Origin of the sequence: Komagataeibacter rhaeticus, from assembly GCF_011611525.1 — a bacterium.
GTDB classification, from domain to species: domain Bacteria; phylum Pseudomonadota; class Alphaproteobacteria; order Acetobacterales; family Acetobacteraceae; genus Komagataeibacter; species Komagataeibacter rhaeticus.
In genome coordinates, this window is record NZ_CP050139.1 from 2,373,467 (window position 1) to 2,395,804 (window position 22,338).

Below are 22,338 nucleotides of genomic sequence, written 5' to 3' on the forward strand. Positions count from 1 at the left end.
CCCGCGCCGTGCCCAGGGGGTTCACCCCTTTTGCCCCGGCGGGAACAGGGCTAGACAGGGTCATGCCTGTCGTCCGCCCCGCTCCCGACCGCCTTGCGCCACGCCTGTCGATTCTGGATGGCTACATGCTGCGCCAGCTGCTGCTGGCGCTGGTGGCGACCACGGGCGCGCTGGTCACACTCATCTGGCTGACGCAGTCGCTGCATTTCGTATCGCTGGTGGTGGGGCGCGGGCTTTCGCTGCGCGTGTTCCTGGAACTGACCGGCCTGCTGATCCCGTCCTTTGTCGCGGTCATCCTGCCCATCACCACGTTCGTGGTGGTGCAGTTCATCTACCAGCGCCTTGGCGGCGACCGGGAACTGACGGTGATGCAGGCGGCGGGCCTGTCACCCGCCCTGATGGCGCGGCCCGGGCTCATGTGCGCCGCCATCGCAACCCTTGTGTGCCTTGTGCTCAATGTATGGATCGTGCCGGTTTCCTACCACGCCTTCCGGCAGTACGAATTCCAGATCCGCAACCGCATGGCCGCCTTCCTGATACAGGACGGGGTCTTCACGCAGGTTTCGGACAACATGACGGTCTATATCCGTGCCCGCGACAAGGACGGCACGCTCCATGGCATCATGGTGGAAGATGACCGCACCCCCGGCGCCGAGGCCACCATCCTGGCCGAAGAAGGCAATCTGGTCATTATCAATGACCAGCCGCGTGTCGTGCTGTTCAATGGCTCCCGCCAGGAAATCGACAGCCATACCGGGCGGCTCAACGTGCTGACCTTCACCCGCAACACCATCGACCTGTCCAGCCCGCACACCGCCCATACCCGCCTGCCGGATGCCAATGAACTCTCGATCGCACAGCTGCTCCACCCGGACCTGCACCAGTATTCCCGCCGTGATGAAAGCAAGATGTTCATCGAGGCATGGCGGCGGCTCAGCACGCCGTTCTGCGCCTTCTCGTTCGCCATGATCGGGCTGGTGGGGGCCATGGGGGGCAGCCATTCGCGCCAGGCCGGCATCGTGCGCCCGGTCCTGGCCATACTGGCGGTGGTGGCGGTGCAGGCGCTGACGCTGCTGGTGCAGAACCTGGCCTCGCGCAATCTCCAGCTCATGCCGCTCATGTGGCTGTGCACGGTCGGGCCGGGCATCGTGTGCGCCATCATGCTGTTCTGGCCCGAACTGCGTGCCGATCGCGAAGGCCGCAGGCTGGCGGGCGGCATCCGGTCATGAATTTTGCCCTGACCCTGTCGCTCTACATCGCCCGGCAGTTCACCGGGGCCACACTGGCCGTGATCGCCTTCCTGACCGGGCTGATCACCATGTTCGACTTCATCGACCTGCTGCGCCGGGTCTCGACCCGGCCCAACGTGCCGACATCGCTGGTCAGCCAGATCGCATTCCTGCACATTCCCTTCGCCTGCCTTGAAATCCTGCCCTTTGGCGTGCTGCTGGGCGGTATCCTGTGTTTCTGGCGGCTGGCGCGGTCATCGGAACTGGTGGTGGCGCGGGCGGCCGGCATCTCGGCATGGCAGTTCCTGGCGGGGCCGGTCATCTGCGCCGTGCTGATCGGGGCCATGGCCACGACCTGCGTCTCGCCGCTATCCTCCGTCATGTACCGCCGGGCGGAGGCCCTGGACCGCCAGTACCTGCGGGACAACAACGGCAAGTCCCTCAACCTGAGCGGGGGCACCCTGTGGCTGCGCCAGGGGGACAACGGGCTGGTTGACCATGGGGTGGACATCATTCACGCCCGCCAGGTCAGGCTGAACGGGGGCGTGCTGCATATTGGCGGCATCACCATCTTCCGCCTTGGCCCCGATGACGGGCTGCTGACCCGCATTGAGGCGCAGAGCGGCTATCTGGGCGGGGGCCGGTGGATACTGGAGGGCGCGCGCATGCTGCGCCCCGACGAGATGCCATCGGACATGGGGCGCTTCACCCTGCATGCCGACCTGACGCTGGCGGGGGTGGAGGAAAGCTTCGCCTCCCCCGATACGCTGTCGGTCTGGGCGCTGCCGGGGTTCATCCGCCAGCTCAATCGTTCGGGCTTTTCCACCATCCGCCACCGCCTGCATTTCCAGAGCCTGCTGACACTGCCCGTCCTGTCGGGTACCATGGCGCTGGTGGCGGCGGGGTTTTCCATGCGGCCCGCACGCCGGGGGGGCGTGATCCGCATGATCAGTTCCGGTGTTGCGGCCGGTTTCGCGCTGTTTGCCCTGTCCAAGATCGCGGCGCAGTTTGGCGAAACGGGCACCCTGCCCCCCGTTCTTGCCGCATGGGCACCCACCGGGGCCGGGCTTTGTCTTGCAGTCACGCTGCTTCTTCATCTAGAGGACGGTTAATGTACCGCTCCGTCCCCTTCCCGCGCGCGCCGCATCCTTCGCGGCCCACTGCCGTCCTGCGGCGGCTTCCGCGCGGGATGCTGCTTGGCGCGACCATGCTGGCGGGCATGATTGGCGGGCTGGGCGGCTGGACATCAACGGCCCATGCCGATGCGGAAGGCGCGCCCCGGCGCCGCATGCCCATCCAGGCCCCCAAAAGCCAGCCACAGGCCCCGGCCAGTTTTTCGGGTACCGTCTCCAATACCGACCCCATGACCTTCCAGGCCGACCATGTGGCCTATGACAGCCGCAACGGCATCGCCACATGGACCGGCAACGTGCAGGTCTGGCAGAACGACCAGATCATGCGGGCCGACAAGATCGTTTATGACCGCAATACCGGCATCGCCTCCGCGCGCGGCAACGTGGCGATGGTGGAGCCGGACGGCACGGTGCTGTTTACCGACTATGCCGAACTGAGCAACGGCATGCGCGATGGCATCATGACCCGCCTGTATGCCCAGATGGCCGACAACGCCCGCATGGCCGCCAATGGCATGCGGCGCACGGGCAGCAAGATCAGTGACCTGACCCGCGTGGTCTATACGGCGTGCGAGATCTGCGCCAAGCACCCCGAGCGCGCGCCGTTCTGGCAGATCCGCGCCTTCGACGCCACGCATGACATGCAGCACAAGCGGCTGGAATTCCGTGATGCGTTCGTGGATTTCTTTGGCGTGCCGGTCTTCTACCTGCCGGCCTTCTCCATGACCGACCCTTCGGTGCGGCGGCAGAGCGGCTTCCTGACACCGGGCTTCACGCCGCATGACCGGTATCTGGGCACGTATGTCACCATTCCCTATTACTGGGTGATCGACCGCCAGTCCGATGTCACGCTGCAGGGCCTGTTCTCCACCCGCACCGGGCCGGAACTGACCGCCAACTACCGGCGCTACTTCTCCAACGCCCGGCTGAACCTTGTGGGTGGCATTGCGTACGATACCCATCGCGACCCCGATTACGTCAATACCTTTGGCCAGGACGTCAATACATCCGACACGCATGGCCTGCAGGGCTACATCTTCGCCAACGGCCAGATCTCCATCAACAAGACATGGCGGGCGGGGGCGAACATACGCTGGGCCAGTTCGCCCAACTACATGCGTGACTACCGCGTCAGCGGCTACGGGCAGGATACGCTCAATTCCAACGTCTATCTGGAAGGCTTTGGCACGGGATCCTATTCCCGCCTTGATGCCGAAGGCTACGAGGGCATGAACCAGGGCATCATCCACAACCAGGACCTGCCCTGGGTGCTGCCGCGCTACACCTACAGCTATTTTGGCCAGCCCGATGCATGGGGGGGGCGGTTCAGCCTCGATACGACGGATTTCTATGTCTATCGTGAAAACGGCACCTCCGACCAGCGCGGCCAGCTCTCCCTCAACTGGGACCGGCCGTTCCACAATTCGCTGGGACAGATCTGGAACCTGACCCTGCATGTGGAATCCGCCGTCCACCGCGCGACCGAGCTGAACCAGCAGCCCAACTATGCCCGCGCCACCACCGCCCAGGTGGAAGGGCAGGTCCTGCCCACGGTCGGGCTGAAGATGAACTGGCCGTTCCTGCGCAGCTTCAACCACAATACCGGCACCCAGGTGCTGGAACCGATCGTGCAGTTCCTTGCCGCCCCCAATACCGGCAACAGCACATCGCGCAACATTCCCAATGAAGACAGCCTGACCTACGAGTTCACGGATTCCACGCTGTTCGCGCTCAACCGCTACGCGGGCACCGACCGGCTTGATGGCGGCCTGCGCGCCAATGTGGGGCTGCACAACAACTGGACATGGAACGGCCACCAGATCGATGTCCTGATTGGCGAGAGCTTCCAGGAGCATATCGACCACAACCGCATCCCCTATTCGGGGCTGAACCACCATCTGTCGGACGTGGTGATGGGCACGCACATGGTGCCCAACCAGTTCTTTGACTTCGACGGCAAGATGCGGCTCGACCCCTACGGCGGCAAGGTGGACTTTGCCGATGCGCTGGGCAGCGCGGGATTCAGCCATTTCCGGGTAACGGGTGGCTACCTGTTCGAGCCGGTAACGCCCTATTACTATTATGCCCAGCGCTCCTATACCTCCATCGCACCCGACATCTATTACCGGCCGGTAAGCGAACTGACGGTGGGCGCGGCCTCCAACTGGGACAACTGGCATATCGCCGCCTATCTGCGCCGCAGCCTGTCGCGCAAGGAAAGCGTGGCCGTGGGGGGCGATGCCGGGTACCAGAATGACTGTTTCGGGCTGGATGTGATGTATCTCAAGCAGTACACCACGATTGGTGGCCAACAGAGCAATTCGACCGTAATGTTCTCCCTTACGTTCAAAACCATCGGTACATTTGGTATAAATGGCTGACCTGATGCGCGAAAGACTGAGCCGGATGTCCATCTTCCCCGCCATGCGTGGCGCTGCTTCCCTTCCCGCCCCGCACGCCGGCCGCACGCTGGCGGCGGGGCTGCTGGCCTGTGCGGCCATGCTTGGCCCCGTGCACGGGGCCTGCGCCCGCAGCGCCCACGCCATTGCACAGCAGGCCCAGGCCGCCGAAGATCAGGATGCCATCATCGCCACCGTCAACGGCGCCGTCCTGACCAAGCGCGACGTGGATACGCGCGGACGGCTTTTTGCGCTGTCCTCCGGCCTTGATGTCAGTGATGACGTGATGCAGCGCCTGCGCCCGCAGATCGTGCGCCAGCTGATTGACGAGAAACTGCGCATGCAGGAAATGCTGGACCGCCACATCAACGTGCCCATCCAGCAGATTGCAGACGCCATTGCCGGCATCGAGCAGCGCAACGGCATGCCGCAGAACGCCCTGCGCAACAAGCTGGCGGAGGATGGCGTGTCACTGACCACCCTGATCGACCAGATCCGCGTACAGCTTGGCTGGACGCAGGTGCTGCGACAGGAAACGGGGGAACGCGGCCGCATTACCGCCGCCGATATCGAACAGCGCACCGAGGCGCTGAAGCGCGAGGACGGCAAGCCGGAATACATGATCAGCGAGATATTCGTACCCGTTGAAGACCCGCGCCACACCGAAAACGAACTGAAATTTACCGAAACCATCATTCAGGAACTGCGCCAGGGCGCGCCGTTCCCGGTTGTGGCGGCCCAGTTCTCGCAGGGGCAGAGCGCGCTGGATGGCGGCATGATGGGCTGGATGCAGGAAGACGGGCTGGACCCGCAGGTGGTGGACGTGGCGCGCAAGATGCCCGATGGCGCCATTTCCAACCCCATCCGCGTGGCGGGCGGCTATGTCATTGCCACCATTGCCGAACGGCGCACGGTGGGCCACCAGATGGCGACCATCCTGTCCATCCGGCAGGCCTTCTTCCCCTTTGACGCGCCGCTTGACCCGGAAAACGCGACAGACCAGCAGAAGGCGACGCTGGATGCGGCCAATACCTTTTCCGGCGAGGCCAGGAGCTGTGACCAGGTAGAGGCACAGAACAAGAAACTGGGTGAGAAACACCCCACCGACCCCGGTGAGCTCATGCTCAACCACCTCAACCCCCAGATGCGCGAAATTCTGGAACCCCTGCCGGTGAACAAGGCCAGCAAGCCGCTGGTCTCGATCGACGGTATCCTTGTGCTGATGGTTTGCTCACGCGAAGAACGCAACATTGCCGTCCAGACCCCCAGCCAGATTGCCGACCACCTGCTGAACGAACGGGTGGAGCAGACATCACGCCAGCTCAACCGTGACCTGCAGCGGCGGGCGATCATCGACATGCGTTCCAAGACCTGAGCGGGGCATGACCATTCCCACCCCGCCACCGGGCCCTGAACCGCTACGCGAGACCATTGCCCGCCACGGGCTGGACGCGCGCAAGGCGCTGGGCCAGCACTTCCTGCTTGATCCCGGCATTACCGCGCGCATAGCCGGGCTGGCCGGTGACCTGGCCGGGCAGAACGTGGTGGAGGTCGGCCCCGGCCCCGGCGGCCTGACCCGCGCGCTGCTGGACAGTGAAGCAGGGCGCGTGGTCGCGGTGGAGGTGGATACCCGCGCCGTGGCCATCATCACGGAACTGGCTTCCCGCGCGGGCGGGCGGCTGGAGGTGATCGAGGCCGACGCCATGCGCCTTGACCTGACAACGCTGTGCCCCGCCCCCCGGCAGGTGATCGCCAACCTGCCCTACAATGTCGGCACCCCGCTGCTGGTGGGCTGGCTGCGGCAGGCGGCGGCGTGGACCCGGCTTACGCTGATGTTCCAGCAGGAAGTGGCCGAACGCATCTGTGCCGCTCCCGGCTCGGCCCATTACGGCAGGCTGGGCGTGCTGGCGCAATGGACGTGCCGGTGCGGCGTCCTCATGCATATCCCGCCCGGCGCGTTCTCTCCGCCACCCAAGGTCCATTCCGCCGTCGTGGGCCTGATCCCGCACGCGCACCAGCCTGACGCCGCCCTGTTCCGCGCAATGGAACAGGTTACGGCGGCGGCCTTTGGCCAGCGGCGCAAGATGCTGCGCGGCGCGCTCAAGCCTTTGGGGGGCGAGAGCCTGCTGGCCGAGGCCGGCATTGACGGCAGCAGGCGGGCCGAGACACTTGACATAGCCGAATTCGACCGCCTGGCGCGCCTTCATATGCGCAGGGCGGCGGCATAACGCGGGCTTTCCCATGGCCCGGCCATGGCGGACGGCGCCGCGGGCGCATGCCGGCCCAGCATGTAGTCCCGCGCCAGCGGTACCGCCCCGATATCGCGCGTAAGCTGGAGCTGGAAGTTCAGGTGCCCCTGCACCCGGAAGGCCAGTTCGGAGACGACAAGATAGAATTCGAACATGCGGCAGAACCGCTCCCCATACAGCCGTGCGACCGGCACGCGCTGGCTGGCGAAGCGGCTGCGCCAGTGGGCGATGGTGCGGGCGTAATGCAGGCGCCATATCTCGCAATCCGTCAGCCACAGCCCTGCCTTTTCCACGGCGGCCACCGCCTCGCTCACGGCGGGGGAATAGCCACCGGGAAAAATGTGACGCGCGATCCATGGATTGGTCACGCCCGGCCCCTCCACACGCCCTATGGAATGCAGCACCATCACCCCGTCCGGCCGGAGCGCTTCGCGCATGGCGGCAAAGAAGGTGGGATAATGCGCGACACCCACATGCTCGAACATGCCGATGGAAATGATCCGGTCATACTGCCGGGGCGCCACCGCACGGTAATCCATCAGTTCAAAGCGCACGCGATGCTCCAGCCCGGCCTCACGCGCCCGCCTGCGCGCAACCAGAAGCTGTTCGTGTGACAGGGTAATGCCGGTCACGACCGCGCCGTAGTCACGCGCCAGCGTAAGCGCCATGCCCCCCCAGCCACAGCCCACGTCCAGCACGCCCAGGCCCGGACGCACCAGATGCAGCTTGGCGGCAAGGTGATGCTTCTTGGCCGCCTGCGCCTGGGCCAGGGTTTCCGTTCCAGTGGGAAAATATCCACAGGAATACTGCATGTCCTCATCCAGGAAATGCCGGTACAACCTGCTGTCCAGATCGTAATGATGGGCCACGTTACGCCGCGCGCGGCGCCGGGTATTATAATGGAGCCACCTGCGGCCCATGTGGCGCAGAGGGGCAAGCACCCGCTCACCCGCGGGCGCGCTGGCCATGACATTGAGCATGAGCACATGCAGCAGGTCATACAGCGTGCAGCCCACCGGCTGCAGCGTGCCGGCCATATATGCCTCCCCCACCTTCAGGGCGGGGTTGAGCAGCAGGGCCCGTACCGTTGCACCATCTGCAATCCGCATGGCGGCCTGTGGCCCGTCCCGCCCCACATGGACACGCCTGTCCCCATCGGGATAATGGATTTCCAGCCGCCCTGCGGTAATGAAGCGCGCGAATGCCCGGTCCAGCAGTACAGGTGCCATCGGTTCCCTCCCCACCCTGTTTTATGGAACAGGCGGAACATACCGTGGCCACAAACGGCAAAGGCCCGGAAGAGTTTCCTCTTCCGGGCCCTTGCAACCCTGCCCGCCACCCAACAGGGCGGCGGGCAGGGGTCAATCAGACAGCCGGGGTTTCCTCGACGGCGGTTTCTTCCGAAACCTCGCCTTCGGGGGTACCTTCGTCAGCCAGTTCGGCCAGTGTGGGCTCTTCGTCCTGTTCGACGCCGATTTCCTCACCGCGTGCCTGACGTTCCGCTTCTTCTTCGGAACGGGCAACGTTCACGGTCACCTGCATGGACACTTCCGGGTGCAGGGCAACGCTGACTTCATACAGGCCAAGCTGCTTGATCGGCTCGGGCAGGATCACCTGGTTGCGGGTGATGCCCAGGCCAGCCTGGGTTGCCGCTTCCGCGATGTCACGGGTGGTGACGGAGCCATACAGGCTGCCGCTGTCGCCAGCCTGACGGATCAGGATGACGGACAGGCCGTGCATACGCTCGGACAGGCGCTCGGCCTCCTCGCGGTTCTTGAGGTTCTGGGCCTCAAGCTGCACGCGCTCGCGCTCGAAACGCTCACGGTTATGCGCATTGGCGCGGATCGCCTTGCCCTGCGGCAGCAGGAAGTTACGGGCATAGCCCGGCTTCACGCTCACGATCTCGCCCATCTGGCCCAGCTTCTCGACGCGCTGGAGCAGGATGAGTTCTACTGCGGACATGGTTCTGCCTCCCTCAGCTTACAATGTAGGGCAGCAGGGCCAGGAAACGGGCACGCTTGATGGCCTGGGCCAGTTCGCGCTGCTTCTTGGCGGATACTGCCGTGATACGGCTGGGGACGATCTTGCCACGCTCGGACAGGAAGCGGCTCAGCAGGCGCACGTCCTTGTAGTCGATCTTCGGCGCGTTGGGGCCGGAGAACGGGCAGGACTTGCGACGACGGTAGAACGGACGGCGCGCGCCAACCGCAACGCGGCGGGCGGCGGGATTGATCTCGGTAGATTCGGACATCAGCTCTTACTCCGCTTCGGCGCCGGCTGTGGCGTTGGCGCGCTGCTGTTCTTCACGCTCGTTACGGGCGCGGAACTCTTCGCGGTCATCAAAGTTGCGACGCGTGCCACGGCCGCTTTCGAACCGGCCCGCGGGCTTGGGTCCACGGAAGCCACGCTCGCGCTCATCACCCTTGCGCGACAGGATGACGGACGGTGCCTCGTCAATCTCGTCCACGCGCAGGGTCAGCACGCGCAGGACATCTTCGTTCAAGCTCAGCTGACGCTCGATTTCCTTGATCGCGGCGGAAGACGCATCCAGGCCCAGGAGCATGTAGTGCCCCTTGCGGTTCTTCTTGATGCGGTAGGCCAGCGTGCGCAGGCCCCAGTATTCGCGCTTCTTGACGGAACCGGATTCGGCTTCCAGATAGGTGGCGATGCCATCAGCAATGGCTTCAACCTGCTGCTGCGACACGTCATTACGTGCAATCAGCACGGTTTCATACAACGGCATGGGTACTCCCTTCGGATCACTTCAACCCCGTCATGGCGGACACGGTCCACCATGTTGCCCCTCAAGGCACGGGTATAGCCGGGGACGATGCCACGCACCCGGCAGGGAAGGTGCGCGTTGAAACACAAACGCGCCCCACAGACAAGGAAAAAGTGGCGATCAGGCGGTCTCGACCGGCTCCAGCCATGTAAAGACGGGCACGGGCTGGATATCCTGCGGCCGGTCATGGCGGAACCCCGTCACCGCCTTGATCAGTTCCAGCGGCACATCAAACATGCTGTCCGGACTGCGCGGGTCCTTCAGTTCATGTATGGCGGCGTCAAAAGCCTTCCTGCGCAGCGGAAGCAGTTCGTCGGGCACATCGCCACACACGTTCAGGTCCAGCCGGTCGTTATTGCGGCCATCATGCGTCACGACCCAGCGTTCCTCGCCCTGTTCGTAACTCCCGACCCGGTTTACCGGGTCCACCGCGGCCACATCACAGGTCACCAGCCTGCCCTGCCGGCTCAGTGACCTGCGGTCATAACGCTTGACCAGCCCCGTATCATTCTGGGTGCGGATGACGAACCAGCCATTGGGCAGGTCCGCAATGGCGTACGGTGCCGCACCCGTCGGGTCCGCCACACCCGTATCACGCAGGCCAAGGTCCGCGAGCAGGTCAGCGCGCACGACACCATGAAACTTGTAGTAAGATATATCGAAATCCATGCCCTTCTCTCCCTTCGGCATATACAAAGGGAAATGGGGCGGGCTTATTGTTATAACAATATCGAAGATGACATTTTTGTGTAGGGTTTCGCGCGCCTTTCAGTCCACCCGCAGCCGTTCGGGCAAAGGCAGGGCAAGCGTGTCGGGAATGGTCCATATTTCGTGGATGGTACGGACCTTGCGGAAGCCCGCGCGCAGGTAATTGGGCAGCGCGCGCGGGTGGTCGGCCGTGCAGGTATTCACCCGCACCACCGCCGGCCGCAGCCGCCATGTGGTGGCCACCATGTGGTCAAGGAAGGCCCGCCCCACCCCGCGCCCGACCCATGCGGGCAGCAGCCCGAAATAGGCGATGTTCACATCCGGGCCGTAGCGGCTGTCGAGTTCACAAAACCCAGCGGGTGCATCGCCATCATAGAGCACATGCACGCCAATGCCGGGGCTGGACAGCAGGGTGGCAAGCTGGTGGTCGGGCATGACGCGGCGCAGCCACCAGCAGTAGTCATGGCCCACGGCATCATACAGGCCCCGGTACCAGGCCACGCCGGGGCGGCAGACACGCCGGATACTGTATCCCTCCGGCAGGGCAAGCGGGGCACCGGGGGGCGGACGGTCCATGCACAGGAACGTCACATCCACCCCGATGCGCGTGCCGCCACCGGATTCCTCCGTCATGGCGGCACAGGGTATTTCAGTTATCATCAAGGAACGAGCGCAGCTTGCGGCTCCGGCTGGGATGCTTGAGCTTGCGCAGGGCCTTGGCCTCGATCTGGCGGATACGCTCACGGGTCACGTTGAACTGCTGGCCCACTTCCTCCAGCGTGTGATCGGTATTCATGCCGATGCCAAAGCGCATGCGCAGCACACGTTCCTCACGCGGGGTGAGCGAGGAGAGCACCCGCGTCGTGGCCTCGCGCAGGTTGGTCTGGATCGCGGCATCAAGCGGGATGACGGCGGCCTTGTCCTCGATGAAGTCGCCAAGATGGCTGTCTTCCTCGTCCCCGATCGGGGTTTCGAGCGAGATCGGCTCCTTGGCGATCTTGAGCACCTTGCGCACCTTTTCCAGCGGCATGCCCAGCTTTTCGGCCAGTTCCTCGGGGGCCGGCTCACGCCCGATCTCATGCAGCATCTGGCGCGAGGTACGGACCAGCTTGTTGATCGTCTCGATCATGTGGACCGGGATACGGATGGTCCGCGCCTGATCCGCGATCGAACGCGTGATGGCCTGGCGTATCCACCATGTGGCGTAGGTGGAGAACTTGTAGCCACGGCGGTATTCGAATTTGTCCACCGCCTTCATCAGGCCGATATTGCCTTCCTGGATCAGGTCAAGGAACTGCAGGCCGCGATTGGTGTATTTCTTGGCAATCGAGATCACGAGGCGCAGGTTGGCCTCGATCATCTCCTTCTTGGCGCGCGCCGAATCCCGCTCCCCGCGGGAGACGGTGGCGTAAACGCGCCGGAACTCACCCACCGGCAGGCCGGTTTCCTGTGTAAGGTCGGCCACCTGGTTGCGCAGGCGGATCACGGTCTCGCCATGCTTGGCGATGAAGTTCTTCCATGACTTGCCCGGCAGGGCCGCCGCCATGTCCATCCAGCCGGGGTCCAGTTCGCGCCCACGGTATTTGAGCAGGAAGTCATCGCGCGAGACGCGCGTGCTCTCGGCCAGGCGCAGCATGCGGCCTTCCAGCCCGTTCAGGCGCTGGAAGATTTCCTTCAGGTGCTCGACCAGCACCTCGATACGCGCATTGTGCAGATGGACCTGCTGGACCTTGCCCACCAGTTCCAGGCGCAGCTGCTCGTAGCGGCTTTCCTCCTCGGCCGAGATGTCGCTGCCGGCGGTGAATTTTTCCAGCCGCTCGGCCTGCACGCGGTGCAGCGCCTCGTACAGCGCCTCGACTTCCTTGAACTGCTCCAGGATCTCGGGCTTCAGCTTTTCCTCAAGTGCTGAAAGCGACAGGCCGGCCCCCTCGCCTTCCCCCTCGCCCTCGCCTTCGGTTTCCTCGGCTTCCTCGGCCTCGTTGCCGTCATTTTCGGCAAAGGCATCCTCGCCTTCCACCGCCTCGGCGGGGTCATTGCCGCCGGACTGCATGGCCTCCAGGTCCACGATGTCGCGCAGCAGCATCTCACCGGCCTTGAGCCGTTCATGCCACGAAATGATGGCGCGGAAGGTCAGCGGGCTTTCACACAGGCCGCCGATCATCTCGTCACGGCCAGCCTCGATCCGCTTGGCGATCGCGATCTCGCCCTCACGCGACAGGAGTTCGACCGAACCCATCTCACGCAGGTACATGCGCACCGGGTCATCGGTGCGGCCAAGGCTTTCGGTATCGACGTTGCCCGCCGCCGGTTCCTCGCTCTCGCTCTCTTCCTCGGCGGTGTCGTCACCCTTGGTGTCGGCGGTGGCCGCGGCCTCGGTGTCGTCGTTATCCTCGTTCTCGACAACCTGCATGCCCATTTCCGACAGGGCGGCCATCACGTCCTCGATCTGTTCCGAGGACATCTGGTCCTGCGGAAGGACGGCATTGAGTTCATCGAACGTGATGTAACCGCGTTCCTTGCCGCGGGCGATCAGTTTCTTGACGGCGCCGGACCGGGTGTCCAGCAGGGTTGTATCGTTATCCTGATCCCCCGAAGCCGTGTCCGTACCCGTGGCTGTCTTTGTCGCCATGCCCGATCAATCCCTACCCAGCAAATCGTTTACGCGCGTGAACACAAGCCTGCCCGCGCACAGTGGCCCGTCCCCTTACATCCGCCCCCGCAGGCGGCGGGACAGGATACGGCCAATCATACCGCTTTCATATGCATTTGTCTGGTGCAGGTGGTCGATAACATGCCCGAAGTCAAGGGCGGCCATGCGATGATTTGATGCGCGCGGCCAAATTTTCCCCTTATTCGTCCACATCCTCGCCGCCCCGCCGCAGGGCGTCGAGGGCCAGCAGGCGGGTGCGCAGGCTGAGCCATGCCGCCTCATCCAGTTCGCCCGCGCACATGCGTTCGGTATCGCCGCGGATCTCGGCGGCAAAGCGCCCTACATTGAGCAGCGCGTAGAAATGCCACCACTCCCGGCGCGGATCGGTACCGAAAAGATCATCCTCGTCCCGTCCCCGCCCGCGCCGCCCGCGCACGGCGCGCACACGCTGGCACACGTCATCCAGCCCCGTGGCCGACAGGCTGGCCGCCAGGTCCTCCGCCGGGGGCAGCGCGCCCTGCGCGTCATACAGGTCAAGCAGTTCCTCACGCAGGGCCGCGATATCGGCGGGCAGTTCAAGACGGCAGTAGGCATCCTGCACTTCACCCATGACAACCGGCTGTTCCAGGATGATGGCGGTCAGGATGCACTGGCGCTGCAGGTCCGCATCGACCATCGCCACGGGGGCGGTGGCAATGGCGGGACGCGCCGCCCCCTTCCCGCCCCCACGGCGGAAGGTCTCGAAAAAACTGTCCAGCAGGGTGGAACGGTATTCCGCCGCCAGTGCCTTGTCCGGGATCAGGGCGGCCACTTCCACCAGCCTGCGGCGCAGGGCGGCACGCTGTTCGGGTCCGGGGTTGCGCACGCCCTCGCTCAGCAGCCCGAACAGGACCTGCCCCATCGGACGGGCACCTTCAACCAGCGCCGCCATGGCGGCGGAGCCATCACGGCGGACAAGGCTGTCGGGGTCCTCGCCTTCGGGCAGGACACAGAAGCGCAGCGTGCGCTCCACATTAAGCAGCGGCAGCGCGGTCTGCGCCGCCTTGACCGCCGCGCGCTGGCCGGCCGCATCCCCATCGAAGCACAGGACGGGGGCGGGGCCGACTTGCCACAGGGCTTCAAGCTGTTCGGCGGTCAGCGCCGTGCCAAGGGGGGCGACCGCGCCATGGAAGCCCGCCTGATGCAGGGCGATCACGTCCATGTAGCCCTCCACCACCAGCAGTTCCGCCCCGGCGCCCGTGCCCCGCACGCCCTCACGCGCGCGATCGAGGCCGAACAGCACCCGGCGCTTGGAGAAGATGGGGGTTTCCGGCCCGTTGAGGTATTTGGGCTGCCCATCGCCCAGGATGCGCCCGCCAAAGGAGACCAGCCGCCCGCGCCGGTCGCGGATGGGGAAGGTCACGCGGTTGTAGAACAGTTCACGCCGGGGCGTGCCGTCCTCATCCGCGCGCATCACGCCTGCCTCAAGCAGCATGGCGGGGGTGATGTCGTGCTCCGCCATTTCGGCCACAAGCCCGCCCCGTCCCTCCCCCGACCAGCCCAGGCCGAAGGCGGCGATGGTCTCGTCCGTCAGGCCACGGCCACGCAGGTAGGCCAGCCCCTCACGCCCCTCGGGCTGGTACAGCCTGCGCTGCCATGATGCCTGCACCGCCTCCAGCACCTCGCCCAGCGTGCGGGCTTCCTCGGCGCGGGCACGCTGGGCGCGGTCGGGCTTTGGCACCTCCATGCCGGCGGCGGTGGCCAGTTCCTCCACCGCCTCGATGAAGGTGCGGCCCTCGCTTTCCATGACGAAGGTGATGACATCGCCATGCGCCTGGCAGCCGAAGCAGTGGTAATGATCGTCATAGACATAGAACGATGGCGTCTTTTCCCCATGGAAGGGGCAGCAGCCCTTCCAGTTCTTTCCCGAACGGACCAGCTTCGTCCGCCGCCCGATCACGGGGGCGATGGGCGTGCGGGCACGGAGTTCATCAAGGAAGGCAGGGTCGAGCGCCATCGGTGTGAATGCCCCGTTCAGGCAGACAGGCGCGCGCGCACCACGGCGGAAGCGCGTGCGGGGTCAAGGGCCGCGCCAAACTGTTCCTTCAGCGCCGCCATGACCTTGCCCATGTCCTTCATGGAAGTGGCATCCGTACGTTCAATGGCTTCGCGCACCGCGGCCTCGATGGTGGCATCATCCAGATCGGGCGGCAGGTAGTCACGGATGATGGCGATCTCGGCCTCTTCCTTCTGTGCCAGTTCCGGGCGGCCACCCTGGGTGTACATGGCGGCCGATTCCGTGCGCGACTTGATCATGCCACGCAGCATGGAAATCACGGCTTCATCGCTGACCTGGTCCTCCCCCTTGGCGCGACCGGCAATATCGACATCCTTCAGCTTTGCGGTGATCATGCGGATGGTGCCAACCTTCTCGCTCTGGCCTGCCTTCATGGCTGTTTTCAGGTCATCCATGAAACGTGCGCGCAAGGACATGACTGTCAACTCCTCTGCCCGGCGGGAGGGCGGGATGCCCTGCATGGTGCCGGGAATAATTTTCCCACTGTCTCGATGCGGGGGTATGTGGGAATTTTCTTCCCAATTACCAGAGACACTGTTAGGCAATACTCCCGGAAGGGACATCATCCAATGCCGATGACGATAGAAAGTATTATCGAACGCCTTGGGGGCGCCGAGCAGGCCGCCCGCCTGACGGGCGTCAGCACCGAGGCCATTCGCAAATGGCGGCAGGCCCGCGCCATACCGCCCAAGCACTGGACAACCGTGCTGCGGGCCACCGGCCTGTCACTGTCCGACCTGCAACCCGATACAGAATCCGACCGACCGGAGCCCAAGATGAGCACGCCAAACCCGAGCGCACCGGCCAGCAGGCCCCAAGCCGCCACCGCCGCCCTGATCCTGGCTGATGGCACCATCCTGTGGGGACGCGGATTCGGCGCGCACGGCACGGAGCACGCGCTGGGCGAGATCTGCTTTTCCACCGGCATGACCGGGTACCAGGAAACACTGACCGACCCGTCCTTCGCGGGGCAGATCATTACCTTCACTTTCCCCCATATCGGCAATACCGGCACCACGCCAGAGGATGACGAGGCCACCCGGGTCAGTGCGCGGGGGCTGGTGGTCAAGGAAGACCTGACCGCACCCGCCAACTGGCGTTCGACCCGGTCGCTGGATGCCTGGCTGAAGGCACAGGGCGTGCCCGGCATATGCGGCATCGACACCCGCGCCATCACCCGGCGCATCCGCGAAGGCGGGCCGCAGACGGCCGTCATCGCCTATCCCGCCGATGGCCAGTTCGACATTGCCGCCCTGCAGGCCCGCGCCCGCGCCTGGCCGGGGCTGGAGGGCATGGACCTTGCAGGTGAAGTCACCTGCGCCAGGCCATATACATGGGCCGAAGGCGTATGGCAGTGGCCACACGGCACGGCCCCCCTGCCTGAAAAGCGCCGGAAGGTGGTTGCGGTCGATTACGGGGCCAAGCGCAACATCCTGCGCTGCCTGGCGTCGGCCGGATGTGACGTGACCGTGGTGCCCGCCACCGCCACGGCGGAAGAAATCCTGGCCCTCGACCCCGCCGGCGTGTTCCTGTCCAACGGGCCGGGCGACCCGGCGGCAACGGCACGGTATGCCGTGCCGGCCATCAGGGGCGTGCTGGAAGCGGGCAAGCCGCTGTTCGGCATCTGCCTGGGCCACCAGCTTCTTGCACTGGCGCTGGGGGCGAAAACCTACAAGCTGGCGCGCGGCCACCGCGGGGCCAACCAGCCGGTCAAGGACCTGGCGACGGGCAAGGTGGAAATCACCAGCCAGAACCACGGCTTTGCCGTCGATGACAAATCCCTGCCCGAAGACGTGCACGCCACCCATACCAGCCTGTTTGACGGATCGAACGAAGGCATTGCCACCAGCCGCTACCCGGCATTCTCGGTGCAGTACCACCCCGAGGCCAGCCCCGGCCCATCGGACAGCCATTACCTGTTCCGCCGTTTTGTCGACCTGATCGACACCACAACCAAGACCGCGTGAAAGCCGACCCGACATGCCAAAACGGACAGACATACGCTCCATCCTGATTATCGGCGCCGGCCCGATCGTGATCGGTCAGGCGTGCGAATTCGACTATTCCGGCGCACAGGCGTGCAAGGCCCTGAAGGAAGAGGGCTATCGCGTCATTCTGGTCAATTCCAACCCCGCCACGATCATGACCGATCCGGGGCTGGCGGATGCGACCTATATCGAACCCATCACCCCGGAATTCGTCGAGCGCATCATCGCGCGTGAAAAGCCCGATGCCATCCTGCCCACCATGGGCGGCCAGACCGCGCTGAACACGGCCATGGCGCTGGACAGGTCGGGCTTCCTGAAAAAGCACAACGTCGAACTGATCGGCGCGAATGCCGAAGTGATCGACCGGGCGGAAGACCGGCAGAAATTCCGCGAGGCGATGGATGAAATCGGCATCGAAAGCCCGCGCAGCCTGATCGCCCACACGCTGGAGGAAGCACGGCGCGCGCTGGAAACCGTGGGCCTGCCCGCCGTGATCCGCCCGTCATTCACCATGGGTGGCTCGGGCGGCGGCATTGCCTACAACAGGGAAGAATTCGACCGCATCGTCTCCTCCGGGCTTGATGCCTCCCCCACCACGGAAGTCCTGATCGAGGAATCCGTGCTGGGCTGGAAAGAGTACGAGATGGAGGTCGTGCGCGACACGGCGGATAACTGCATCATCATCTGCTCCATCGAGAACATCGACCCGATGGGCGTCCATACCGGCGACTCGATTACCGTGGCCCCCGCGCTGACACTGACGGACAAGGAATACCAGCGCCTGCGTGACATGTCGCTGGCCTGCCTGCGCAGGATCGGAGTGGAAACGGGCGGGTCGAACGTGCAGTTCGGCATCAACCCCGTCGATGGCCGCGTTGTGGTGATCGAGATGAACCCGCGCGTGTCGCGTTCCTCCGCCCTTGCGTCCAAGGCCACGGGCTTCCCGATTGCCAAGGTCGCGGCCAAGCTGGCCGTGGGCTATACGCTGGATGAACTGACCAACGACATTACCGGCAGCACGCCTGCGTCGTTCGAACCCACGATCGACTACGTGGTGGTCAAGATCCCGCGCTTCACGTTCGAGAAGTTCCCCGGCACGCCGGCCCTGCTGTCCACCAGCATGAAATCGGTGGGCGAGGCGATGGCCATTGGCCGCTCCTTCCCCGAGGCGCTGCAGAAGGGCCTGCGCTCGATGGAAATCGGGCTGGCGGGGCTGGACCCGGTGGAAGCGCCGGGCGATGGCGGGCCGGATGCCTTCCGCGCCGCCCTGTCCCAGCCGCGTCCCGAACGCATCCTGATGGCAGCACAGGCCCTGCGCGCCGGGCTGAGTGTGGAGGACATCCACGACGCCTGCCGCTTCGAGCCGTGGTTCCTGCGTGAGCTTGCGAAAATCGTGGCCGCCGAGCACGCGGTGGTGCGCGACGGCCTGCCGGAGGACGCCGACAGCCTGCGCGCGCTGAAGGCCATGGGCTTTTCCGACATCCAGCTGGCCCGCCTGTCCGGCACGCAGGAAGGCGAAGTGGCGAAGCTGCGCGAAAGCCGGGGCGTACTGCCGGTTTACAAGCGCATCGACACCTGTGCCGGTGAGTTCGCCTCCCCCACGCCCTACATGTATTCGTCCTATGAAGGCGGATATGGCGTGCCGGAATGTGAAAGCCGCCCGACCGACCGCAGGAAGATCGTCATCCTGGGCGGTGGCCCGAACCGCATTGGCCAGGGGATCGAGTTCGACTACTGCTGCGTCCATGCCGCCTATGCATTGCGTGAGGCCGGTTTCGAGACGATCATGGTCAACTGCAACCCCGAGACCGTCTCGACCGACTATGACACGTCCGACCGCCTGTATTTCGAGCCGCTGACGGCGGAAGACGTGATTGCCCTGATCCGGCGCGAGCAGGCAAAGGGCACCGTTCTGGGCTGCATCGTGCAGTATGGCGGGCAGACCCCGCTCAAGCTGTCACGCGCGCTGGAAGCGGCGGGCATCCCGCTGCTGGGCACGCCGGCCGATGCAATCGACCGCGCCGAGGACCGCGAGCGCTTCCAGGCCATGCTGCACAGGCTCGGCCTGCGCCAGCCCGCCAACGGCATCGCCCGCAACCCGGCCGAGGCCGAGGCGGTGGCCGAGAAGATCGGCTACCCCGTGGTGGTCCGCCCCTCCTACGTGCTGGGGGGGCGCGCGATGGAAATCGTGCATGACCGCGCCAGCCTGCAGCGCTACATGCGCGTGGCGTTGCAGCTTGCCGGCGCGGAAGTGGCAAACGGCCCGGTGCTGATCGACCATTACCTGAACGATGCGATCGAGGCGGATGTAGACTGCATCGCCGATGGCAACGAGGTGTATGTGGCCGGCGTGATGGAACATATCGAGGAGGCGGGCATCCATTCGGGGGACAGCGCGTGTTCGCTGCCGCCCTACACGCTCTCGCCCGCCATCGTGACCGAACTCAAGGCCCAGACGGAGGCCATGGCGCGCGAGCTTGGCATCGTGGGATTGATGAACGTGCAGTACGCGATCAAGGGCCACGACATTTTCGTGCTGGAGGTCAACCCGCGTGCCTCGCGCACCGTGCCGTTCGTGGCCAAGGCCACGGGGGTTCCGGTCGCCAAGATTGGCGCACGGGTCATGGCAGGGGCGAAGCTGGGTGAATTCCGGCTTGATGACCGCGCCGTCGCCCCGCATGTGGCGGTGAAGGAAGCGGTGTTCCCCTTCAACCGCTTCCCCGATGTGGACACGATCCTTGGCCCGGAAATGCGCTCCACGGGTGAGGTGATGGGGCTTGATGCCTCGTTCGAGCGCGCATTCGCCAAATCGCAGCTTGCGGCGGGTGTGAAGCTGCCGCGCTCGGGCACGGTGTTCCTGTCCGTGCGTGACAGTGACAAGGCTGCCGTCAAGTCGATCGGCCGCCTGCTGGCGGAAATGGGCTTTACCATCATGGCCACCCGCGGCACGGCAAAATGCCTGCGGGAAGCGGGCGTGAACGTGAATGTGGTCAACAAGGTGCTGGAAGGCCGCCCGAACTGTGTCGATGCCATCCGCTCGGGTGAGATCCAGATGGTCATCAACACGGCCCAGGGTGCGCAGGCGGTCAGCGACAGCTTTGACATCCGCCGTTCGGCGCTGACGCATGGCATTCCGCACTACACCACAATCGCCGGTGCGCGGGCGGCAACCCATGCCATTTCGGCCATGCGCGAGGGGGTTCTTGAAGTCGCGCCGCTTCAATCCTATTTTAAGGGATCATTCTGAGCGTATCGCACAACGCGGGTGGTCCTGCTGGTCCCAAGGCTGGCAGGCCGCCCGCGTCGTATTACAGGCGATAGGCCCGGGCACAGCAACCAACAGTCAGTTGCGGAAACTGACCTTCACCTCGGGGACAAACCTTGCAGAAATTTCCGATGACAGGCCCCGGCCTGCAACGGCTTGAAGACGAACTGCGCAAGCTCAAGAGTGAAGAACGCCCCGCGATCATTCGCGCGATCGCCGAAGCGCGAAGCCATGGCGATCTTTCCGAAAACGCGGAATACCACGCGGCGCGTGAACGCCAGTCCTTTACCGAAGGCCGTATCCAGGAACTGGAGGAGATCGTCTCCTCCGCCGAAGTGATCGACCCCGCCTCCCTTTCCGGCGACCAGGTGAAATTCGGCGCCCGCGTCAAGCTGGTGGATGAGGAAACCGACAGGGAAGCCTCCTACCAGATCGTTGGCGTGTACGAAGCCGACATCAAGCAGGGGCTCCTATCCATTTCCTCGCCGCTGGCCAAGTCACTGATCGGCAAGAGCATTGGTGACACCGTGTCCGTCCCCGCCCCCGGCGGCGACCGGACTTACGAAATCCTGGAAGTCACCTACGGCTAGGCGCATCCGACCGTGATCACGCTTGAAGACATCACCGCCGCCGCACAGCGGATAAAGGGGCGCGTGCTGCATACGCCAACCGTGCCCTGCCAGACCCTCTCCCGCGCGACCGGGGCGGATATCGTGCTCAAGCTCGATAACCTTCAGGCCGTGGGTTCCTTCAAGGAGCGTGGGGCGGCCAACAAGCTGGCCCTGCTTACCCCGCGCGAACGCGAACGCGGGGTCATTACCGTCTCGGCTGGCAACCACGCGCAGGGTGTTGCCCGCCATGCGTCCCTGCTGGGCATTGACGCGGTGATCGTCATGCCGCGCTTCACACCCGCCGCCAAGGTCACGCGCACCGCGGCCTGGGGGGCCCGCGTGGTGCTGGAGGGCGATAACTTTGCCGAGGCCACGGCGCACGCCAACATGCTTTGCCAGCGCGAGGGGCGGGTATTCGTCCACCCCTATGACGACCCGGAAGTCATGGCGGGACAGGGCACCTTCGCGCTGGAACTGTTCGAGGATGCCGGCCCGCTTGATACCCTTGTCTGCCCCATCGGGGGGGGCGGCCTGCTTGCGGGCTGCGCGGTGGCGGGCCGCGCGCTCCAGCCGGGCATGGACATCATTGGTGTGCAGGTGGAAAATTTCTCCTCCCTGTCCGGTTTCCCCGGGGACGAGGTGATGCCACCCGGTGGGGCCACCATTGCCGAGGGCATCGCGGTGCTCCAGATCGGGCGCCAGCCGCTGGAAGTCATCCGCGAACTGGTTTCCAGCGTGCTGGTCGTGCCTGAAAGCGCGATCGAGACCGCGATCACCATGCTGGCGGAAGGCGCCAAGCAGGTCAGCGAGGGCGCGGGGGCCACGGCGCTGGCCGCCGTGCTGACCTATCCCGAACTGTTCCGGGGCAAGCGGGTGGCGCTGCCGGTGACGGGCGGCAATATCGACAGCCGCATCCTGGCCAACACGCTGCTGCGCTCGCTGCTGCGCGACGGGCGGCTTTTGTGCCTGAAGATGGAAATACCCGACCGCCCCGGCGTGCTGGCCGACATCGCACAGAAAATCAGCGCGGCAGGCGGCAACATCATCGAGGTCTCGCACCAGCGCCTGTTCACCACGCCCAGCGTGCAGGCCGCCGAGCTTGAGGTGATGATCGAGGCCCGCGACCCCGACCATGCCCGCGCGCTGGAAGCGGAACTGGCCAAGACCTATATCGTCCGCCGCGCCTGATAAAATAAAGATAAGGAAATAAAAGTTTTTGGGTGCCGCCTTTTTTAAAAAGGCGGCATTCCCTGAAGCTTTTTGAAAAA

General features: G+C 64.8%; 18 protein-coding genes. 9 read left to right on the top strand and 9 right to left on the bottom strand.

Going from position 1 to position 22,338, the window contains the following annotated elements; translation table 11 throughout:
* The first annotated feature begins 62 nt into the window (after nucleotides 1–62).
* From lptF to rsmA, 5 genes are read left to right on the top strand one after another with little or no spacing between them, the layout of a single operon-like run.
* The gene (lptF, locus tag GWK63_RS10835; protein WP_007399700.1) at nucleotides 63–1,229 is read left to right on the top strand and encodes an LPS export ABC transporter permease LptF; all 1,167 of its coding nucleotides are present in this window, start codon (nucleotides 63–65) and stop codon (nucleotides 1,227–1,229) included.
* Nucleotides 1,226–2,341, top strand: coding sequence for an LPS export ABC transporter permease LptG (gene lptG / locus GWK63_RS10840; protein WP_007399699.1), 1,116 nt, complete (start codon nucleotides 1,226–1,228; stop codon nucleotides 2,339–2,341). The genes lptF and lptG overlap by 4 nt, the downstream gene beginning before the upstream one ends.
* The gene (locus GWK63_RS10845; protein ID WP_007399698.1) at nucleotides 2,341–4,743 is read left to right on the top strand and encodes an LPS-assembly protein LptD; all 2,403 of its coding nucleotides are present in this window, start codon (nucleotides 2,341–2,343) and stop codon (nucleotides 4,741–4,743) included. Before lptG ends, GWK63_RS10845 begins: the two co-directional genes overlap by 1 nt.
* The gene (locus tag GWK63_RS10850; protein WP_039999667.1) at nucleotides 4,736–6,136 is read left to right on the top strand and encodes a peptidylprolyl isomerase; all 1,401 of its coding nucleotides are present in this window, start codon (nucleotides 4,736–4,738) and stop codon (nucleotides 6,134–6,136) included. Before GWK63_RS10845 ends, GWK63_RS10850 begins: the two co-directional genes overlap by 8 nt.
* 7 nt (nucleotides 6,137–6,143) lie before the next feature.
* Nucleotides 6,144–6,989, top strand: a complete 846-nt coding sequence (rsmA, locus tag GWK63_RS10855; protein WP_034933095.1) for a 16S rRNA (adenine(1518)-N(6)/adenine(1519)-N(6))-dimethyltransferase RsmA — start codon at nucleotides 6,144–6,146, stop codon at nucleotides 6,987–6,989.
* On the opposite strand, the gene GWK63_RS10860 is transcribed toward rsmA, so the two are convergent.
* The 9 genes from GWK63_RS10860 to GWK63_RS10900 all read right to left on the bottom strand — a co-directional run bounded on the left by GWK63_RS10860 (nucleotide 6,965) and on the right by GWK63_RS10900 (nucleotide 15,622).
* Nucleotides 6,965–8,239, bottom strand: a complete 1,275-nt coding sequence (locus tag GWK63_RS10860; protein ID WP_007399695.1) for an SAM-dependent methyltransferase — start codon at nucleotides 8,237–8,239, stop codon at nucleotides 6,965–6,967. The two genes, rsmA and GWK63_RS10860, sit on opposite strands and share 25 nt — an antisense overlap.
* Nucleotides 8,240–8,375: 136 nt before the next feature.
* Nucleotides 8,376–8,972: a 50S ribosomal protein L9 gene (gene rplI, locus GWK63_RS10865; RefSeq protein ID WP_007399694.1), complete on the bottom strand. Its 597-nt coding sequence runs from the start codon at nucleotides 8,970–8,972 to the stop codon at nucleotides 8,376–8,378.
* A gap of 13 nt (nucleotides 8,973–8,985) precedes the next feature.
* On the bottom strand, nucleotides 8,986–9,261 hold the full coding sequence (gene rpsR, locus GWK63_RS10870) for a 30S ribosomal protein S18 (RefSeq protein WP_007399693.1): 276 nt from the start codon (nucleotides 9,259–9,261) through the stop codon (nucleotides 8,986–8,988).
* 6 nt (nucleotides 9,262–9,267) lie between these two features.
* Complete coding sequence (gene rpsF, locus GWK63_RS10875; protein ID WP_007399692.1) at nucleotides 9,268–9,753, bottom strand: 30S ribosomal protein S6; 486 nt, start codon at nucleotides 9,751–9,753, stop codon at nucleotides 9,268–9,270.
* Nucleotides 9,754–9,912: 159 nt separating this feature from the next.
* A complete protein-coding gene (locus tag GWK63_RS10880) occupies nucleotides 9,913–10,461 on the bottom strand; it encodes a hypothetical protein (protein WP_034933097.1) in 549 nt (182 codons plus the stop codon).
* A gap of 99 nt (nucleotides 10,462–10,560) precedes the next feature.
* Nucleotides 10,561–11,133, bottom strand: coding sequence for a GNAT family N-acetyltransferase (locus tag GWK63_RS10885; protein ID WP_007399689.1), 573 nt, complete (start codon nucleotides 11,131–11,133; stop codon nucleotides 10,561–10,563).
* Between the two features lie 16 nt (nucleotides 11,134–11,149).
* Complete coding sequence (rpoD, locus tag GWK63_RS10890) at nucleotides 11,150–13,129, bottom strand: RNA polymerase sigma factor RpoD (protein ID WP_007399688.1); 1,980 nt, start codon at nucleotides 13,127–13,129, stop codon at nucleotides 11,150–11,152.
* A 220-nt stretch (nucleotides 13,130–13,349) separates the two neighbouring features.
* Nucleotides 13,350–15,146 carry a DNA primase gene (dnaG, locus tag GWK63_RS10895; RefSeq protein WP_007399686.1) on the bottom strand — a complete coding sequence of 599 codons (1,797 nt, stop codon included), beginning with the start codon at nucleotides 15,144–15,146 and terminating at the stop codon, nucleotides 13,350–13,352.
* A 17-nt stretch (nucleotides 15,147–15,163) separates the two neighbouring features.
* Entirely contained in the window at nucleotides 15,164–15,622 is a 459-nt protein-coding gene (locus GWK63_RS10900) for a GatB/YqeY domain-containing protein (protein ID WP_039999719.1), read from the bottom strand.
* 153 nt (nucleotides 15,623–15,775) lie between these two features.
* Between GWK63_RS10900 and carA the strand changes: the two genes are divergently transcribed.
* The 4 genes from carA to GWK63_RS10920 all read left to right on the top strand — a co-directional run bounded on the left by carA (nucleotide 15,776) and on the right by GWK63_RS10920 (nucleotide 22,258).
* Complete coding sequence (gene carA, locus GWK63_RS10905) at nucleotides 15,776–17,173, top strand: glutamine-hydrolyzing carbamoyl-phosphate synthase small subunit (protein WP_007399684.1); 1,398 nt, start codon at nucleotides 15,776–15,778, stop codon at nucleotides 17,171–17,173.
* Nucleotides 17,174–17,186: 13 nt separating this feature from the next.
* The gene (gene carB, locus GWK63_RS10910) at nucleotides 17,187–20,441 is read left to right on the top strand and encodes a carbamoyl-phosphate synthase large subunit (RefSeq protein ID WP_007399683.1); all 3,255 of its coding nucleotides are present in this window, start codon (nucleotides 17,187–17,189) and stop codon (nucleotides 20,439–20,441) included.
* Between the two features lie 134 nt (nucleotides 20,442–20,575).
* Complete coding sequence (gene greA, locus GWK63_RS10915) at nucleotides 20,576–21,049, top strand: transcription elongation factor GreA (protein ID WP_007399682.1); 474 nt, start codon at nucleotides 20,576–20,578, stop codon at nucleotides 21,047–21,049.
* Between the two features lie 12 nt (nucleotides 21,050–21,061).
* Nucleotides 21,062–22,258 carry a threonine ammonia-lyase gene (locus GWK63_RS10920; protein WP_007399681.1) on the top strand — a complete coding sequence of 399 codons (1,197 nt, stop codon included), beginning with the start codon at nucleotides 21,062–21,064 and terminating at the stop codon, nucleotides 22,256–22,258.
* Nucleotides 22,259–22,338 lie beyond the last annotated feature (80 nt).

Coding starts and splice junctions, on each gene's coding strand:
- lptF (WP_007399700.1), top strand. CDS start 63: ATGCCTGTCGTCCGCCCCGCTCCCGACCGCCTTGCGCCACGCCTGTCG.
- lptG (WP_007399699.1), top strand. CDS start 1,226: ATGAATTTTGCCCTGACCCTGTCGCTCTACATCGCCCGGCAGTTCACC.
- GWK63_RS10845 (WP_007399698.1), top strand. CDS start 2,341: ATGTACCGCTCCGTCCCCTTCCCGCGCGCGCCGCATCCTTCGCGGCCC.
- GWK63_RS10850 (WP_039999667.1), top strand. CDS start 4,736: ATGGCTGACCTGATGCGCGAAAGACTGAGCCGGATGTCCATCTTCCCC.
- rsmA (WP_034933095.1), top strand. CDS start 6,144: ATGACCATTCCCACCCCGCCACCGGGCCCTGAACCGCTACGCGAGACC.
- GWK63_RS10860 (WP_007399695.1), bottom strand. CDS start 8,239: ATGGCACCTGTACTGCTGGACCGGGCATTCGCGCGCTTCATTACCGCA.
- rplI (WP_007399694.1), bottom strand. CDS start 8,972: ATGTCCGCAGTAGAACTCATCCTGCTCCAGCGCGTCGAGAAGCTGGGC.
- rpsR (WP_007399693.1), bottom strand. CDS start 9,261: ATGTCCGAATCTACCGAGATCAATCCCGCCGCCCGCCGCGTTGCGGTT.
- rpsF (WP_007399692.1), bottom strand. CDS start 9,753: ATGCCGTTGTATGAAACCGTGCTGATTGCACGTAATGACGTGTCGCAG.
- GWK63_RS10880 (WP_034933097.1), bottom strand. CDS start 10,461: ATGGATTTCGATATATCTTACTACAAGTTTCATGGTGTCGTGCGCGCT.
- GWK63_RS10885 (WP_007399689.1), bottom strand. CDS start 11,133: ATGACGGAGGAATCCGGTGGCGGCACGCGCATCGGGGTGGATGTGACG.
- rpoD (WP_007399688.1), bottom strand. CDS start 13,129: ATGGCGACAAAGACAGCCACGGGTACGGACACGGCTTCGGGGGATCAG.
- dnaG (WP_007399686.1), bottom strand. CDS start 15,146: ATGGCGCTCGACCCTGCCTTCCTTGATGAACTCCGTGCCCGCACGCCC.
- GWK63_RS10900 (WP_039999719.1), bottom strand. CDS start 15,622: ATGTCCTTGCGCGCACGTTTCATGGATGACCTGAAAACAGCCATGAAG.
- carA (WP_007399684.1), top strand. CDS start 15,776: ATGCCGATGACGATAGAAAGTATTATCGAACGCCTTGGGGGCGCCGAG.
- carB (WP_007399683.1), top strand. CDS start 17,187: ATGCCAAAACGGACAGACATACGCTCCATCCTGATTATCGGCGCCGGC.